Below are 15,052 nucleotides of genomic sequence, written 5' to 3'. Positions count from 1 at the left end.
GTCGGACCGGAGACACGGTGCCAGCAGAAGAGGACAGGAACTGTCCTCTTCCTGGGGGCATGATGAGGACCATGCCGAGAACCTCAGCGCGACTGCTGTCGTTGCTGTCCCTGCTCCAGGCGCGCCGGGAGTGGCCCGGGGCCCTGCTGGCCCAGCGGCTGGAGGTCAGCGCGCGTACGGTCCGCCGAGACGTCGACCGCCTGCGCGAACTCGGCTACCCGATCGCGGCCGTGAAGGGGCCGGACGGCGGTTACCGGCTCGACGCCGGGACGCGGATGCCGCCGTTGCTCTTCGACGACGAACAGGCCGTCGCCCTCGCCGTCGCGCTGCGGATCGCCACCACCGCCGGTGCCGGGATCGAGGAGGGCGCGGCCCGGGCGCTGCACACCGTCCGGCAGGTCATGCCCGCGCGGCTGCGCCACCACGTCGACACGCTTCCCGTCACCGCTGTCGGGCGGTCCGCGACGGTCGACAGCGGTGTACTGATCGCGCTCGGTGCGGCCGTACACGGCCAGGTGGTGCTGCGCTTCGACTACCCGTCCGAGTCGACCGACTCCGGGCCGCCCCGCCGGGTGGAGCCGCACCAACTCGCCACCCGGGGTGGACGGTGGTATCTCGTCGCCTGGGATCTCGACCGCGACGACTGGCGCATCTTCCGGGCCGACCGGGTCACGCCGCGTACCCCCACCGGTCCGCGCTTCCGACCACGGGCGCTGCCCGGCGGCGACCTGGCCGCGTTCCTGGCCGGCCGGTTCCGCGGCGCCGACGGCACCGGTGACTGGCCGTGTCGGGGCGAGGTGGTCCTGCACCGGGCCGCCGCCGACGTGGCACCGTTCGTGCCCGACGGTGTCGTCGAGGAACTCGGGCCGGACCGCTGCCGTCTCACCCTCGGCTCGTGGTCCTGGCCCGGACTCGCCGCCACGGTCGGCAGGTTCGACGCCGACATCGAGGTGGTCGGCCCGCCCGAGCTCCGCGCCGCGTTCGCCTCCCTGGCCCGGCGGTACGCCGCCGCGAGCGCCCCACCGGACGACGACGCACACCCGACGGCGCGGCGGTGAGCGATCACCCGTCCGTCAGGGAGTGTTCCGCCACGCTGCGTTCCACGCAGAACTCGTTGCCCTCCGGGTCGGCCAGCACCACCCATCCCGTGCCGTCCGGCCGACGGCGGTCGTCGACCGTCGTGGCACCCAGGCCGAGCAGGCGTTCCACCTCCTCGTCCCGGCTCCGGTCGGTCGGTTGGAGGTCCAGGTGGATGCGGTTCTTCACGGTCTTGCCCTCGGGCACCCGCTGGAAGAGCATCCCGCCGCCGGCGATGTCCGGACCGGACAGCAACGCGCACTCCTCGTCCCCCGGCCGGTCGTCCGGGTCGGGCCGCAGCCCGGTGACCGCCGCCCAGAAGGTCGCCATGGTGTACGGGTCGGCACAGTCGACGTCGATCCAACGCACTCGGGAAGTCATGACCCCAACCTCTCACCGGGATCAAGCGATTATCGGCGGTGTAAGCAGGGGTCCCCTGCTATGCACGAGGCGTTAGTAGGGGACCCCTGCTCACACACCCCGGCACGGCCACACCAGTGCTCCGGGTCAGCGCGTGCCCTGCTCCACGGTCGGTGCGGAGTCGGCCGCCGGCAGGTTGACCGTCACCTCCAGGCCGCCCCCGGGCTGCGCCACCGCCGTCACCGTGCCGCCGTGCGCGTCGCAGACCGCCCGCACGATGGAGAGGCCGAGGCCGGACCCACGGGCGCCGGTCCGCTCCCGGCCGCCGCGCCGGAACGGCTCGAACAGCCCGGGTACGTCGGCCGGGTCGACCTCGAAGCCGGTGTTCCCCACCACCAGCCACGACCGTTGGCCGTCGGAGCCGGTCCGCACCCAGAGCCGCCCGTGCAGGTGGTTGTAGCGGACCGCGTTCTCGATCAGGTTGCCGGCCAACCGGTCCAGCAGCCCGGGGTCGCCGACCACCGGCGCCGGCTGGAGCGAGGTCCGCACGTCCAGCTTGATCCGTTCCACCTCGCGGCGGACCGCAGACAGCGCGTTAAGTGTGCCGGCGGCCAGGTCGCACTCGGTACGCCGGGCGAGCCGCCGACCCGTCTGCGCCTCGCTGCGGGCCAGCACCAGCAGGGCGTCGACCAGTCCGTTGGCCCGTTCGGAGGCGTCACGGACCACGGTCGCCATCCGGCGGTACTCGGCCGCGTCCGCGTCGTCGTCACTGAGCGTCACGTCGATCTCGGTCCGCATCACCGCCAGCGGCGTGCGTAACTCGTGTGAGGCGTTGGCGACGAACCGCTTCTGCGACTCGAAGGCGGCCCCGATCCGGTCCAGCATCGCGTCGAAGGTGTCGGCCAGCTCGGCCACCTCGTCGTCCGCCCCGGAGTAGCCGATCCGCTGGTGCAGGGTGGTCTCGCCGAGTCGCCGCGCGGTGGCGGTGACCTGGTGCAGCGGCCGCAGTGCCCGCCCGGCGACCGCGTACGCCCCGACCACGCCGGCCGCGCCGACCGCCAGCAGCGCGGCCAGCCCCTTCGCCAGCAGTTCGCCGGAGGCCGAGCTGACCAGTTGCTGCTGCCACGCCCCGGCCTCCAGGGTGCTGCCGTCGGCCAGCACCACGGTGGTGCCGGGCAGCAGCTCGTCGGTGGGACGCAGCGCGTCGCGGACCAGCAGCCAGGCCAGCAACAGCAGGATCGCCCCGGCGCCGATCAGCAGGACGCCGTTGAGCAGGGTGAGCCGCAGCCGCAGGGTGGGCCGCGGTCGCAGCCGCGTGACCGGCCCGAGCCCCAGGGCGGGCGTCACGCCGGCACCTCGGCGGTGCGGTAACCGGCCCCCACCACGGTCTCGATCAGCGGCGGATCGCCGAGCTTGCGGCGCAGTGTCATCACGGTGACCCGGACGATGGTGGTGAACGGGTCGGTGTTGGCGTCCCATACCCGCTCCAGCAGTTCCTCGCTGGACACCACCGCCCCGCGCGCCTTGAGCAGCTCGCAGAGCACCCCGAACTCCTTGTTGGTCAGCTCCACCGGCTGCCCGGCCCGGGTGGCCACCCGCCGGGCCGGGTCGACGACCAGATCGGCCAGTTCCAGCACCGGTGGTGCCGCCGGGGTGGCCCGCCGGCCGAGCGCCTGCACCCGGGCCACCAGCTCGTCGAAGGCGAACGGCTTGGGCAGGTAGTCGTCGGCGCCGAGTTGCAGGCCCTCGACCCGGTCGGCGACCGTGCCGCTGGCGGTGAGCATCAGCACCCGGGTCAGCGCGCCGGACCCGGCCAACTCGGCGCAGATCTGGTCACCGTGCATGCCGGGCAGGTCACGGTCGAGCACCACCACGTCGTACCGGGTGACGAAGGCCATCTCGTGCCCGCTGTCACCGTCGTACGCGACATCCACCGCCATGCCGCGTTTGCGCAGGCCGCGCGCGATCGCGTCCGCGAGGTTGCGCTCGTCCTCGACCACCAGTACCCGCATGTCACGCCCCTTTTCCGCCGGTGACCACCCGACAACCTAGCGCCGGTCGCCAAGTCGGTGTGCCGCCACCGGCCGGGTGTCACCCCGGAACTCGCCAGGCGCCGAAGTCGCCGTCCTGCCGACGGCAGACCACGAGGTCGTAGCGGGCCTGGCATTCGCCACGCGCCCCGGCCAGGACGTCGATCGGCCGGGCCCGGTCCTCGTCCGGTTGGAGTCGGGCCAGCACCAGGCCGACGTCGCGCGCCGGTCGCACGGCGAGCAGGTGCGGCGCGTACTCGTAACGGTGGACCTGCTCCCACGACCCGTGGTCGACGAGCACCGCCCCGGTCGTCATGTCGAAGGTGGCCAGCTCCATCGTCCCCTCGGCCCACCCGGACAGGACCAGCGCGCGCCGGTCCCCCACCAGCAGGAGGTCGGCGACGTCCCGGTTGTCCCACCGGGACGCGCCGGTGGCCGGGTCGAGGACCTGCACCCCACCGCTGGCCGGAAAGGCGCAGAGCAGTGCGGCGCAGGCGGTGACGTGATAGACCGTCGGCACGGTGGTCTGCCAGAGCGGGGTCAGCCCGTCGACGGTGTAGGCGGCGACGGTGTTCGAGTTCCGGACCACCGCCACCAGGTCGCCGACCACCCACGCCGACTGGTAACCGGCCGGGTCGTCGGCGGGCGGCGTCAGGCGGTGCCGGACCTTCCCGGTCTCCGGGTCGCGCACCTCCACACCGCCGTCGAGTGTGGACACCACGATCGCGTCGACCACACCGTCGCGCAGCCGGTAGTCGACGCTGGACGCCGAGAGCGGAATGGACCACAGCTCGCGGGCGCTCGGCAGCTCGATCATCCGCAACGTGTTCGGCGTGCTCTCGCGATGGGTCCGCAGCAGTGCGCGGCGGGGGTCGTCGAACATCGCCACGCCCGGCTCGCGCCAGCGTTCCTGACCGGTACGGGCGTCGAGCAGCACGCTCTGGCTGGTCTCGGTCTCCTCGGCGGACATCGAGACCAGCACCCCGTCGTCGGCGACGGGCTGCACCCGGAAGACCCGATGGCCGAGCGACAGTCGGGTCCGCCAGGACGGCGCGAGCGTCGGCGGCGTACCGGTGGCCTTCTCGGGATAGGGGAAGGCGAGCAGTTCGGGGTGGCCGTCGGTGACCTCGGTGCCCGGAATGACGGCGAAGATCTGGTCCGCCGTGAGGAGCAGGTTGGCACCGAGTGGCACCGGCACCGTCGCGTACACCCGGCGGGTCGGCGGCGCGGCGCCGGCCATCGAGACCAGCACGACCACCGCGAGCAGCGCGGCCCCGAAGCGGCGCGAGCCGGCGGCGATCCGGCGGCGTCGCGGCGGGTGGTCGGTCGGCTCGGTGAGGTCACCGAGGTCGATCAACGTCACGGTCGTCCTTCCTGCGGCGCGCCGACGCGGCCCTCACGGCCGTCGGCTGCCCCGGCGACCGCCTGTACGATGGCCCGTCGTGGCTGTGCCGGTGATTGATTCCTCGTTGAACCCCGTCCCCGAGACCGTCGAGGCGGAGTCAGCGACAAGACGTCGCCGACGCGGGCCGACGCGCGCCGACGTGTTGGCCATCGGAGCCTACGTCCTGCTCGGCGTCGTCGTCTGCCTCTACTACTGGGTGGACGTGCAGAACCGCGTCTCGTCACATCTGCCCACCGACCACAGTTGGTTCGAGTGGCTGTTCTCGCACGGTGCGTACTCGGTGATGCACCTGGAGAACCCGCTGTTCAGTACGCGGCAGAACGCCCCGGACGGGGTGAACATGATGGCCAACACCTCGCTACTCGGGGTGACCCTGCCGCTGGCCCCGCTCACCTGGCTGCTCGGTCCGCAGGTGGTGTACGCGCTCTACCTGGGCGGTGCGCTGGCGGCCACCGCCGCCACCTCGTACTGGATGCTGTCCCGGCACCTGGTGCGCTCCCGGGCCGCCGCCTTCGTCGGCGGCGCGTTCCTCGGCTTCGCCCCCGGCATCGTGCACCACGCCAACGGCCAGCCGAACTTCGTCTCCAACTTCCTGCTACCGCTGATCGTGGTGCGGGTGTTCCGGCTGAGCGAGCCCGGCCGGTGGCGACGCAACGGGCTGGTGCTGGGCCTGCTGGTGGCGTACCAGATCTTCATCAACGAGGAGATGCTGCTGCTCACCGCGCTGGCCTGCCTGGTCATCGTGATCGCGTACGCGATCATGCGGCCGCGCCAGGCGCGGGAGCGCGCCGGTACCTTCGGCGCCGGGCTGGGCCTCGGCGGCGGCGTCGCCCTGCTGCTCACCGCCTACCCGATCTGGTTCCAGTTCAACGGCCCGCAGTCCTACCGGGGCCTGCAGGGTGGGGTGTTCCACAGTTGGGGCGAGGACGTCGTCGCCTTCGTCACCTTCCCCCGCGACACCATCGCCGGCAACGAGGCGGTGGAGGCGACCATCGGGATGACCGAGCAGAACAGTTGGTTCGGCTGGCCGATGGTGCTGTTCACGGTGGTGGCGCTGGCGCTGCTGGTACGCCGGTCGCTGGTGGCCCGCATCCTCGCCGTGCTGGTGGTGCTCTTCTCGGTGGCCTCGCTCGGCCCGGAGATCCGGTTCAACGGCGAACTGACCGGCATCGCCGGCCCGTGGTCGTACATCTCGGAGGACGTGCCGCTGGTCGAGATGATGATGCCGACCCGGCTGACCCTGGTCACCACCGCCGCGCTCGGTGTCCTGCTCGCCCTGGCCTGGGACGCGGTGGCCGGCAACCGCCGCTCGCCGGTGCCGGCACCCCGCTCCGGCGAACCCGCACCCGCCACCACCCGCTCCCGGCCGCGGTGGCAGCGCGGCGTCGGGTACGCGGCCATCTCGCTGGCCGTGCTGCCGTTGATCCCCACCCCGCTGCCGGCCGAGGAGGTCGCCCCGCCGCCGACCTTCATCACCTCCGGCGGCTGGCGGCCGTACGTGCCGGAGGGCCGGACGCTGGTGCCGGTGCCCATCCCGAGCAACGTGCACGGACTGTCCACGTTGCGCTGGAGCGCCCTGACCCAGCACGAGTTCCCGATCCCGGCGGGCTACTTCATCGGCCCCAACCTGGACGGCGAGGGCGTCTTCGGTGCGCCGAACCGGCCCACCAGCACCCTCGTCTACCGCACCATGGACGCCGGTGAGGTGCCCGAGCTGACCGATGAGAACCGCCAGCAGGCAGTCGAGGACCTGCGCTTCTGGCGGGCCTCGGTGGTGGTGCTCGGCGCCCACCCTCGGGAGGCCGTGTTGCGGGACCTGCTGACCGGCCTGCTGGGTGAGCCGCAGCGGGTGGACGACGTCTGGCTCTGGGACGTCCGCGACCGAGTCTGAGGATGTGTGTAAGGAAGGGTCCCCTGCTAACGCCTCGTGCATAGCAGGGGACCCTTCCTAACATCAGCGCCCCGGCGACGCCGCAGGTTTGTGCGCCGGCAGCGCACGGGTAGGGACCGTCCGGAGTGGACGGGGGTACACGATGACGCAGGACGACAACACCATCGAATCGCAGGCGCGGCGGGGTCGCCGTCGTTTCCTACTGGTGATGGTGGCGGCGATGGTGGTCGGCGCTCTGGTGGGCGGCGGCATCGCCGCCACCGGCTTCTTCGACGGCAGTGCGACGTTCTGGGATGGTGAGGCGCCCGGCTGGGCAACGGTCGTCGGTGCCGTCCTCAGCCTCGGCGGGGTGGCCATCGCAGTCGCCGGCTTCTGGTGGTTGGCCCGCAACGGGTACTACCGCCGCAACGTCGGTTCCCGGCTCTGGGCGGAGAGCTGGTCGCGCCGCCACAACTTGGTGCGCCAGGTGCGGGGCCGTATCCCGACACGTGACGAGGACCGACCACTACTACCGCAGGTCGCCGAACAGATGACCGACGGACTGATGTTTCTCCTGCCCCTGTCCGGCCTGGCCCTGATGCAGGTCGGTCAGGCGTTCTTCCAGTGGGCGCCGGGCTTCATCCTGCTCGCCGCGATCTTCGTCGGAACCCTGACGGCGGCCGGCGTCTCGGCATGGCGCAGCGCACGCGACGCGACGGCGTTCCTCGCCGCTGCCGAAGTGTGAAGAAGGGTCCCCTGCTATACCTCAGGCGTTAGCAGGGGACCCTTCCTTTCACCAACACCAACACCGACACCGACACCAGCACCGACTCAGCCGACCAGCGGGCGGACGTCCCAGATCAGCGCGCCGTCGATCTCCCGAGGCGGGCCGAGCAGGGCCTCCAGGGTGTGCCGCATCGGGTCGCCGTGGTGCAGCCCGCCCTGCACGACCACGGCCGCCCGCCAGTGCCGCAGGTCCACCACCGCCTGCCGGCGCTCCGTCTCGGTGATCGGTGGCACCACGCCGGTTTCCGCCACCCGCCGCAACAGCACCGAGGTGGGCCGATCCGGGGCACCCCACCGGGCCGTCGGGTCGTCCGGGGCGTGCGGGCCGATGAAGAAGCCGCCCGGCGCGGTGAAGGCCAGGTCCGTCCGGGCCGACCAGAGCATGCCCGGGCTACGACCGGCGTTGGTCACCGGCGGCACCGGCACCAGCGTCCGGCCCGCCGGCACGTACGCCCGCCAGGTGCCGTCGGCGACGAACGCCGGCACCGGCCGACTCGACACGGTACGGATCGGGGTCGGCGCCAGCGGCAGCAGGGCGACGGCCAACGCGGCGGGCCCGACAAGGCGGAGCGGCCGGTGCCACCGGCCTCGGGCGGGCGCGGAGTCGACGGCCGTGCGCCGATTCCACAGGTCCACCGCGAGCGCGACCAGGACGCCCAGCACCGGGGCGCAGACCAGCGCGAACCGGGCGGGCACCACGTGGTCGAGCAACGGCAGCTCGGCGATCAGCCGGTACGGGCCGGGCAGGTCGGTGGCCCGCCCGTCGAGGCGTACCCGGGGACCGAGGGAGAGCAGGGCGAACACCAGACCGCAGGCGGCCAGCGCGCGGACCAGCGGCCGACGCCGGAGCCAGACCGTGACCACCACGGCCAGCACCAGCAGCCCGACGCCGAAGAACGAGTTCTCCTCGGTCGGGTTTGGCGCGAGCAGGCCGGGCGGCCGGTCCTCGCCGAACACCGTCTGCCGGGCGAACCCGGTGAACGACGCCGCGTCCAACTGGTAGCTGAACGCGTGGAACGGCATCCCCCGGTAGTGGCCCGGGCCGAAGAACTGGAACCACAGCGGGTACGCCAGCAGCACTCCCGCCACCAGCGCGCCGACCCCGATCCGCCCGGCCGTGGACGGGGCGAGCCGACGGGCGGCCGACGGATCGGCGATCGCGTATGCGAGGGCGAGCACGCCGGCGGCCAGCGCCACGAAGAGCAGCACCTCCTCGCCGAGGAAGACCTGGTACGTCACGACCAGCCCGAGCAGCACCCCGTGCCGCCACACCCGGCCGCCCGGCTCGGGGCAGAACACCAGCGCCAGAATCAGCGGCACCAGGAACTGGGCGGCCATGTGCAGGTGCGTACCGGCCTGGGCGACCATGCCGGGCGCGAAGCCGCAGATCAGCCCACCGACGGCGGCGGCCGGCCAGGAGTCGACCAGCCGGCGGCGCAGCAGGGCGTACCAGGCGGTGGCGGTGCCGGCGAGGCAGAGCACCACCGCGACGCCGAAGGCGGCCTGCGACCCGAACAGCAGCGTGACCGGGGCCAGGGGGACACCGAGGCCGAGCACCGAGGTGTTCGCCATCAGGTTCACCCCGCCGGGCGCGTTCAACGCGTCGCTCCACAGCGGGTTCTCCAGCGCGGCCACGGCACGGGCCGCGCGGGCCAGCATCCACTCGAAGAGGATCTGGTCACCGGCCTGGTGGAACAGCCGGTCCGGGCGACCCCACTGGCGGTGGGTCAGCCACGCCGCCAGCGCGAGGTAGCCGACCGGCACCGCCACGTCCGGGGTACGCGCGGGCAGCCACCGGCGACGGCGCGACGCCACCTCGGCGGTACGGTCGGCCGCGCCGACGGCCATCAGCCCGGCGGAGCGGTCAACGGCCGTACGTCCCACACCCAGACGTCCAACTCCTGCCGGGCCGGGCCGACCAACTGCTCGACGGTCTGCCGCAGCGGCTCCGAGTGCGGCTGGCGCAGCGGCAGCACCAGCACGGCCGCCTTCCAGTGCCGCAGCTCGTCCAGCGAGCGCCGCCGCTGGCGGTCGTCCAGTTCCGGCGTACGGCCGGTCGTGGCGACCTCCTCCAGCATCTTCCCGACGCCACTGGGTCGCCCGTTGAAGCGGCCCGGGTCACCGGTGGTGGCGTTGCGCGGGGCCAGGAAGTAGCCGCCGGGCATCTTGAAGTCGAGGTTGGTGGAGGCGGCCCAGCGCATCCCGTGGGTGTTGCCCATGCTCGGCACCGGGATGGGGACCAGCGTCTGGTCCGGCCCGACGTAGGCGCGCCAGCGGTCCGAGGTGATGAAGTCGGGCACCGGCGGCCGGGAGGTCATCGGCAGCGGCATCGGGGCGATCGGCAGCAGGGCGAGCACCAGACCGGCCACGGTCAGCGTACGCACCACCCGCCGGTCCAGGTCCAGGGTGCGGCTGCGCTCGATGGCCAGCGCCAGCAGGATCGCCACCACCACGCTGACGATCATGCCGAACCGGGTCGGCACCACCGCGTCGAGCAACGGCAGCCGGACCAGCCACTCCCACGGGCCGACCATCAGCTCCCGGTCCCACCAGGTGATGCGCTCACCGAGGGAGAGGATCACGTAGAACCCGGCGGTCGCGGCCAGCGCCCGGACCAGCAGTTCCCGCCGCAGCCAGAGCACGATCCCGACCGCGATCAGGGCCAGGCTCCACCCGAAGAAGGCGTTCTCCTCCGAGTAGTTCGGGGCCAGGTTCACGTTGGCCCGCTGGTTGCCGCCGATGGTCGGGGAGCCCGGGGCGAAGTACGCGGCGATGTCGTTGCCGTAGTCGCGGACCGCGTCGCTGAGCCCGTGGTACGCCATCGGCCCGGCGAACTGGATGTAGAGCGGGTACGCCAGCAGCGCACCGGCGATGACCGTGCAGGTGGCCACCGCCTTGCCCAGCGGACGCCAGGCCGCCGACCAGAGTCCGGGACGCTGGACGACCATCGCGATCAGGAAGATGCCGCAGCCCATCGCGGTGAAGAGCAGGATCTCCTCGTTGATGAACGCCTGCACGGTGACCAGCAGGGCCAGCAGCGCACCGTCCCGGTACGGACGGGTGGATCGGGTGATGACCATGACCCGCCACACGATGAACGGCAGCAGGAACTGGCTGATGATGTTGGGATGCCAACTGGCGTGCGACAGCATCGCCGGGGAGAATCCGCAGAGCCAGCCGCCGACGATCGCGGCCAGCGGGTAGCTGACCACGTGCCGGGACAGCACGTAGTACCAGGCCGAGGCGGTGCCGGCGAGAGCGAGCGTGACCAGCACCACGAAGGTCACGGCGGGCCCGAACAGCAGGGTCACCGGCACCATCGGAATGCCCAGCGCCAGGATGGCCGTGTTGGCCATCAGGTTGACGCCGTCCGGGTAGTTGAACTGCTCGGTGAAGAACGGGAACTCCCCGTGCAGCACCACTCGCACCGAGTGGGCGAGGAAGAACTGCACCTGTGCCGGGTCACTGCTGTAGAGCGAGGCCACCCGACCGGCCGGGTCCATCCAGATCTGGCTGGTCACCCAGATCGCGGTGAGCAGGAATCCACCGAAGACGGCGAGGTCCTGTCGGCGGCGGGTCCAGCGGAAGCGCCGCCACCGCGACGGCACCGAGCCCGCCGCTGCGGCACCCGTCGGCGGGTCCGCGTCCTCGGTCGACGCGTCGGGCTCCGACCTGGTCCCGGAGTCGGCCGGTGCGTCGACCGCCGGCGTGGTCCCGGACTCGGGCGGGGAGTCGGCGACCGGTGTGTCGTCGATCACCGGTGCAGTCGTGCCGGCCTCCACAGTGGAGCTGACATCGGGTGCCACGGGGTCGGCAGGCGCAGCCGGATCGGGAGGTGCCGCGTCGGCGGTGGAGGTTCCGTTGCCCACGGAAGCGTCCGTGGTGTCGACCGTCGGCGCGGAGTCGCGCGTACCCTCACCCAGCGTGACGGGTTCGGACGGCGAGCCTGCGACGACGTCGGGTTTCGGCGGCGATGCGGCGCGGGTCTCAGCAGGCGTCACAGTCGGCGGAGTCTACCCGAGTGGGGAAATAGCTCCCAAGTCGACGCGGCGTCCCCTGTGGCCGGTGTACCGCCCGGGCGACGCAGCGTGAGGCGGCGCGAGCCGACGACCCTGCGTCTCGTACTATTGCCCAGCGAAACGACGGCCGATGTGATCGGGGGCGTGACAGGTGGCTCCAGCCCGCTGGCGCGGCTTGACCGCCACCGGCCTGTCCAGTCTGCTGCTCGCCGTCACCGCCTGCGGACCGGTCGCCGAGCGTCGGCCGCAGGACCTCCGGGTCGGCTACGACAGCATGGACGGGTCACTGACGGTGTGGCCGCCTCGCGGCTCGCTGGTCGAGGACGCGGCGGCCACCGCCGCGGTGACCGAGGCGGTCCGTGAGTGGCGTTCACCGATCGACGACCGGGTGCACGTACCCTCCTCCGGCATCCTCTTCTCCGGCGAGGTCGACGGTGCCCCGCTGGCCCTGGTGGCCGCGTCCGTGCCCGGCCAGGCCGCGTCCTGGTTGCTCCAGCTCGGCGGCGGTGACGGCGGGTACGAGGTCAGCCAGGCCACCGAGTACACCGACCCGGGCTATCTCGTCTACTCCGACGTGCTGCCGGTGCAGACCGCCGAGGGGCGGCGCTACCTCACCTCGGAGCGGGTCCGGCGGCTGGTCGGCCCGAACGGCCGTGCCGTTCCGGCCACCGACGGCCTGACCGACCCGGTCGACGTGCCGCAGTGCGAGGCCGTGCCGGTGACCGCCACGCTGCGCTCCACCGAGTCGCTGCCCCGGGGACGCGCCGCCGACCGGTTGCTGGATCTCGGCACCGGCACCGCGAACCCCCGGTATCCGCTGGTCCGCGACGACAGCGGCGCGGGCCGACGGGCCCTGGCCGACCTGGACACCTGCGCACTGGCCGACGAGGACGGCCCGTTCGGCAGCGTCACCCGGCGGGTCGGCGACCGGGACACCCCGGATTCGGTGCCGGCGTCCTGGCCGAAGTCGAAGGTCGCCGTGCGGACCCTCGGCGAGTTGGCGCTCAACGGCGGTGAACCGGCGGAGCTGGAGCAACTCAGCTGGGACACCGCCGACGGCACGATGACCGCGCTGGTCTATCGACCGGCGGACGGCGGCCCGACGGTGCTCTCCCCCGCCGACCGCACCACCCCGTTGCAGGTCTACGAGCTGCCGGTGCCCGGTCAGCCGCTGGTCGTGCTGAGCTGGCGTGCCACCAAGGACACCACGCTGTCGGTGCCGCCGGACACGACCCGCCTGCTCGACCGTCCCGGCCTGGTGGTGGCGCCGCTGCCGGAGCGCAGCGAGACCTTCAGCCTCGCCGCCGACGACAAGACGCACTACCGCTCCGCCGGCCACCGCCGCTGACCCCACGGGCCCGCGCCCTCCTGACCAGCCGCCCTCCCCAGCTCCATGATCGACGCCGCGCCGACCACAGCTCCATGATCGGCGGCGTGAGGCACCACCCGCACACTGCCGGTACCGGGGCAGTGTGCGGGTGGTGTCGCCCACGGGCCGTCCTGAGGGCCGAGCGCGAGAGGCGCGGAACGGGTCAGTTGGCGGAGGGGGTGGGGGTGCTCTCAGAGGTCAGGCGGGCCGGGTCGACCGGGGTGGTCTCCAGGCGGGAGATCCAGCCGGTGACGTCGCGCGCCACGTCCTGCGCGGTCAGGCCGAGGTCGGCCAGGATCTGCGCGCGGGTGCCGTGCGGGTGCCAGTCGGCCGGTACGCCCAGGTCGCGCAGCGGCACCTGGACGCCCGCGTCCCGCATGGCCTGGGCGAGCGCGTCCCCGACGCCGCCCAGCCGCACGCCGTCCTCGACGGTGACCACCAGGCGGTGCCCGGCGGCCAGCTCGACCAGCTCGGCCGGGACCGGACGCACCCAGCGCGGATCCACCACGGTGACGCCGTAGCCCTGCTCGGCGACCCGGGCGGCGACCTCCATGCCGAGCTGGCCGAAGGCACCCACCGCGACGAGCAGCACGTCGGTACGCGCCGACTCGGCCAGTACGTCGACCGTGCCGATCCGGCGGATCGCGGGCAGGTCGGCGGCGACCGCACCGGACGGGTAGCGCAGCACGGTCGGGCCGTCGTCGACGGCGACCGCCTCGCGCAGCTCCTCACGCAGCGTGGCGGCGTCCCGGGGAGCCGCCATTCGCAGGCCCGGCACCACCCCGAAGACCGACATGTCCCAGATGCCGTAGTGGCTCGGCCCGTCCGGGCCGGTGATGCCGGCCCGGTCCAGCACGAAGGTGACCGGCAGCTTGTGCATCGCCACGTCCAGCAGGACCTGGTCGAAGGCCCGGTTGAGGAAGGTCGCGTAGACCGCCACGACCGGGTGCAGCCCGCCGAGCGCCAGGCCGGCCGCCGAGGTGGCGGCGTGCTGCTCGGCGATGCCCACGTCATAGGTGCGCTCGGGGTACTTGCGGGCCAGCTTCGCGATGCCGGTGGGCTCGGCCATCGCGGCGGTGATGCCCACCACGTCGGGCCGCTCGTCGGCGATCGCGACCAGCTCGTCAGCGAAGACGTGGGTCCACTTCACCGACGGTGCGGCCACCAGCTGGCCGGTCTCCACGTCGAACGCGCCGCCCGGGCCGTGCAGGCAGTCCGCCTCGTCCTCCTCGGCGGGGCGGTAGCCGTAGCCCTTGCGGGTGACCGCGTGCACGATCACCGGGCCGCCGAAGTTCTTCGCGGCGCGCAGCGCGGTCTCGACGGCGGCCACGTCGTGCCCGTCGACCGGGCCGACGTACTTGATGCCGAGGTCCTCGAACATCGCCTGCGGCGCGACGGCGTCCTTGATGCCCTTCTTGACCGCGTGCAGCACCTCGTACATCGGCTTGCCGACCAGCGGCGTCGAGCCGAGGGCGTCCTTGACCGTGTCGAGGACCTTCTCGTAGCCCGGGTTCAGCCGCAGCGTCGAGAGGTGGTCGGCGAGGCCGCCGATGGTCGGCGCGTACGAGCGCCCGTTGTCGTTGACCACGATCACCAGCGGGTTGCCGGCGGCGGCGATGTTGTTCAGCGCCTCCCAGCACATACCACCGGTCAGCGCCCCGTCGCCGACCACGGCGACCACGCTGCGCGCCTCGCCCCGCAGCGCGTACGCCTTGGCCAGGCCGTCGGCGTACGACAGGGCGGTGGAGGCGTGCGAGTTCTCGATGATGTCGTGGTCGCTCTCGGCCCGGCTCGGGTAGCCGGAGAGCCCGCCGCGCTGACGCAGCTGGTCGAAGCCCTCCTGGCGGCCGGTAATGATCTTGTGAACGTACGCCTGGTGACCGGTGTCGAACAGCAGCCGGTCCCGGGGAGAGTCGAAGACCCGGTGCATGGCGAGGGTGAGCTCCACCACGCCCAGGTTGGGGCCGATGTGACCCCCGGTGCGGGACACCTTGGCGACCAGGAAGTCACGGATCTCGGCGCTGAGAATGTCCAGTTCGCTGGCGGACATCCGCTTGACGTCCTGGGGACCGTGCACCGTGGCCAGCAGCCGGCCCTGGTTGGCCGTGTCCTCTTCAACACTCATGACCGCAGAGT

Annotated in this window: 11 protein-coding genes; 4 read left to right on the top strand and 7 right to left on the bottom strand. The window is 72.6% G+C overall.

Annotated elements, in window-relative coordinates; genetic code table 11:
- Positions 1 to 71 precede the first annotated feature (71 nt).
- Positions 72 to 1,058 (top strand): helix-turn-helix transcriptional regulator, encoded by a 987-nt coding sequence (locus tag ACZ31C_RS26505; protein WP_465797582.1) that lies wholly within the window; start codon positions 72 to 74, stop codon positions 1,056 to 1,058.
- Positions 1,059 to 1,062: 4 nt separating this feature from the next.
- On the opposite strand, the gene ACZ31C_RS26500 is transcribed toward ACZ31C_RS26505, so the two are convergent.
- The 4 genes from ACZ31C_RS26500 to ACZ31C_RS26485 form a co-directional block, all read right to left on the bottom strand.
- Positions 1,063 to 1,458 (bottom strand): VOC family protein, encoded by a 396-nt coding sequence (locus ACZ31C_RS26500; RefSeq protein ID WP_465797581.1) that lies wholly within the window; start codon positions 1,456 to 1,458, stop codon positions 1,063 to 1,065.
- A gap of 126 nt (positions 1,459 to 1,584) precedes the next feature.
- A complete protein-coding gene (locus ACZ31C_RS26495; RefSeq protein ID WP_396744994.1) occupies positions 1,585 to 2,784 on the bottom strand; it encodes a sensor histidine kinase in 1,200 nt (399 codons plus the stop codon).
- Entirely contained in the window at positions 2,781 to 3,449 is a 669-nt protein-coding gene (locus tag ACZ31C_RS26490) for a response regulator transcription factor (protein ID WP_396744997.1), read from the bottom strand. Before ACZ31C_RS26490 ends, ACZ31C_RS26495 begins: the two co-directional genes overlap by 4 nt.
- 79 nt (positions 3,450 to 3,528) lie before the next feature.
- A complete protein-coding gene (locus ACZ31C_RS26485; RefSeq protein ID WP_465797580.1) occupies positions 3,529 to 4,830 on the bottom strand; it encodes an outer membrane protein assembly factor BamB family protein in 1,302 nt (433 codons plus the stop codon).
- Positions 4,831 to 4,909: 79 nt separating this feature from the next.
- Here ACZ31C_RS26485 and ACZ31C_RS26480 point away from each other — a divergent pair, with 79 nt between their 5' ends.
- Together ACZ31C_RS26480 and ACZ31C_RS26475 are read left to right on the top strand one after the other, a co-directional pair.
- The gene (locus tag ACZ31C_RS26480; RefSeq protein ID WP_465797579.1) at positions 4,910 to 6,763 is read left to right on the top strand and encodes a hypothetical protein; all 1,854 of its coding nucleotides are present in this window, start codon (positions 4,910 to 4,912) and stop codon (positions 6,761 to 6,763) included.
- Positions 6,764 to 6,905: 142 nt separating this feature from the next.
- Entirely contained in the window at positions 6,906 to 7,487 is a 582-nt protein-coding gene (locus ACZ31C_RS26475) for a hypothetical protein (protein ID WP_465797578.1), read from the top strand.
- Positions 7,488 to 7,573: 86 nt separating this feature from the next.
- Here ACZ31C_RS26475 and ACZ31C_RS26470 read toward each other — a convergent pair whose 3' ends face one another.
- Both ACZ31C_RS26470 and ACZ31C_RS26465 read right to left on the bottom strand, forming a co-directional pair.
- A complete protein-coding gene (locus ACZ31C_RS26470; RefSeq protein ID WP_465797690.1) occupies positions 7,574 to 9,376 on the bottom strand; it encodes a DUF6311 domain-containing protein in 1,803 nt (600 codons plus the stop codon).
- A complete protein-coding gene (locus tag ACZ31C_RS26465; RefSeq protein ID WP_465797689.1) occupies positions 9,376 to 11,286 on the bottom strand; it encodes a DUF6311 domain-containing protein in 1,911 nt (636 codons plus the stop codon). Before ACZ31C_RS26465 ends, ACZ31C_RS26470 begins: the two co-directional genes overlap by 1 nt.
- Before the next feature lie 412 nt (positions 11,287 to 11,698).
- Here ACZ31C_RS26465 and ACZ31C_RS26460 point away from each other — a divergent pair, with 412 nt between their 5' ends.
- Positions 11,699 to 12,895 carry a hypothetical protein gene (locus ACZ31C_RS26460; protein WP_465797577.1) on the top strand — a complete coding sequence of 399 codons (1,197 nt, stop codon included), beginning with the start codon at positions 11,699 to 11,701 and terminating at the stop codon, positions 12,893 to 12,895.
- Positions 12,896 to 13,079: 184 nt separating this feature from the next.
- Here ACZ31C_RS26460 and dxs read toward each other — a convergent pair whose 3' ends face one another.
- A complete protein-coding gene (gene dxs, locus ACZ31C_RS26455) occupies positions 13,080 to 15,041 on the bottom strand; it encodes a 1-deoxy-D-xylulose-5-phosphate synthase (protein ID WP_465797576.1) in 1,962 nt (653 codons plus the stop codon).
- Positions 15,042 to 15,052 lie beyond the last annotated feature (11 nt).

It is taken from the genome of Micromonospora sp. NPDC023869, from assembly GCF_055559695.1.
The sequence above is the reverse complement of the archived record's forward strand: the minus strand, read 5'-3'. Positions and strand labels throughout refer to the sequence as shown.

What these genes read in the sequence shown, in the direction of transcription:
- ACZ31C_RS26505 (WP_465797582.1), top strand. Translation starts at nt 72, where the DNA reads ATGCCGAGAACCTCAGCGCGACTGCTGTCGTTGCTGTCCCTGCTCCAG.
- ACZ31C_RS26500 (WP_465797581.1), bottom strand. Translation starts at nt 1,458, where the DNA reads ATGACTTCCCGAGTGCGTTGGATCGACGTCGACTGTGCCGACCCGTAC.
- ACZ31C_RS26490 (WP_396744997.1), bottom strand. Translation starts at nt 3,449, where the DNA reads ATGCGGGTACTGGTGGTCGAGGACGAGCGCAACCTCGCGGACGCGATC.
- ACZ31C_RS26475 (WP_465797578.1), top strand. Translation starts at nt 6,906, where the DNA reads ATGACGCAGGACGACAACACCATCGAATCGCAGGCGCGGCGGGGTCGC.
- ACZ31C_RS26470 (WP_465797690.1), bottom strand. Translation starts at nt 9,376, where the DNA reads ATGGCCGTCGGCGCGGCCGACCGTACCGCCGAGGTGGCGTCGCGCCGT.
- dxs (WP_465797576.1), bottom strand. Translation starts at nt 15,041, where the DNA reads ATGAGTGTTGAAGAGGACACGGCCAACCAGGGCCGGCTGCTGGCCACG.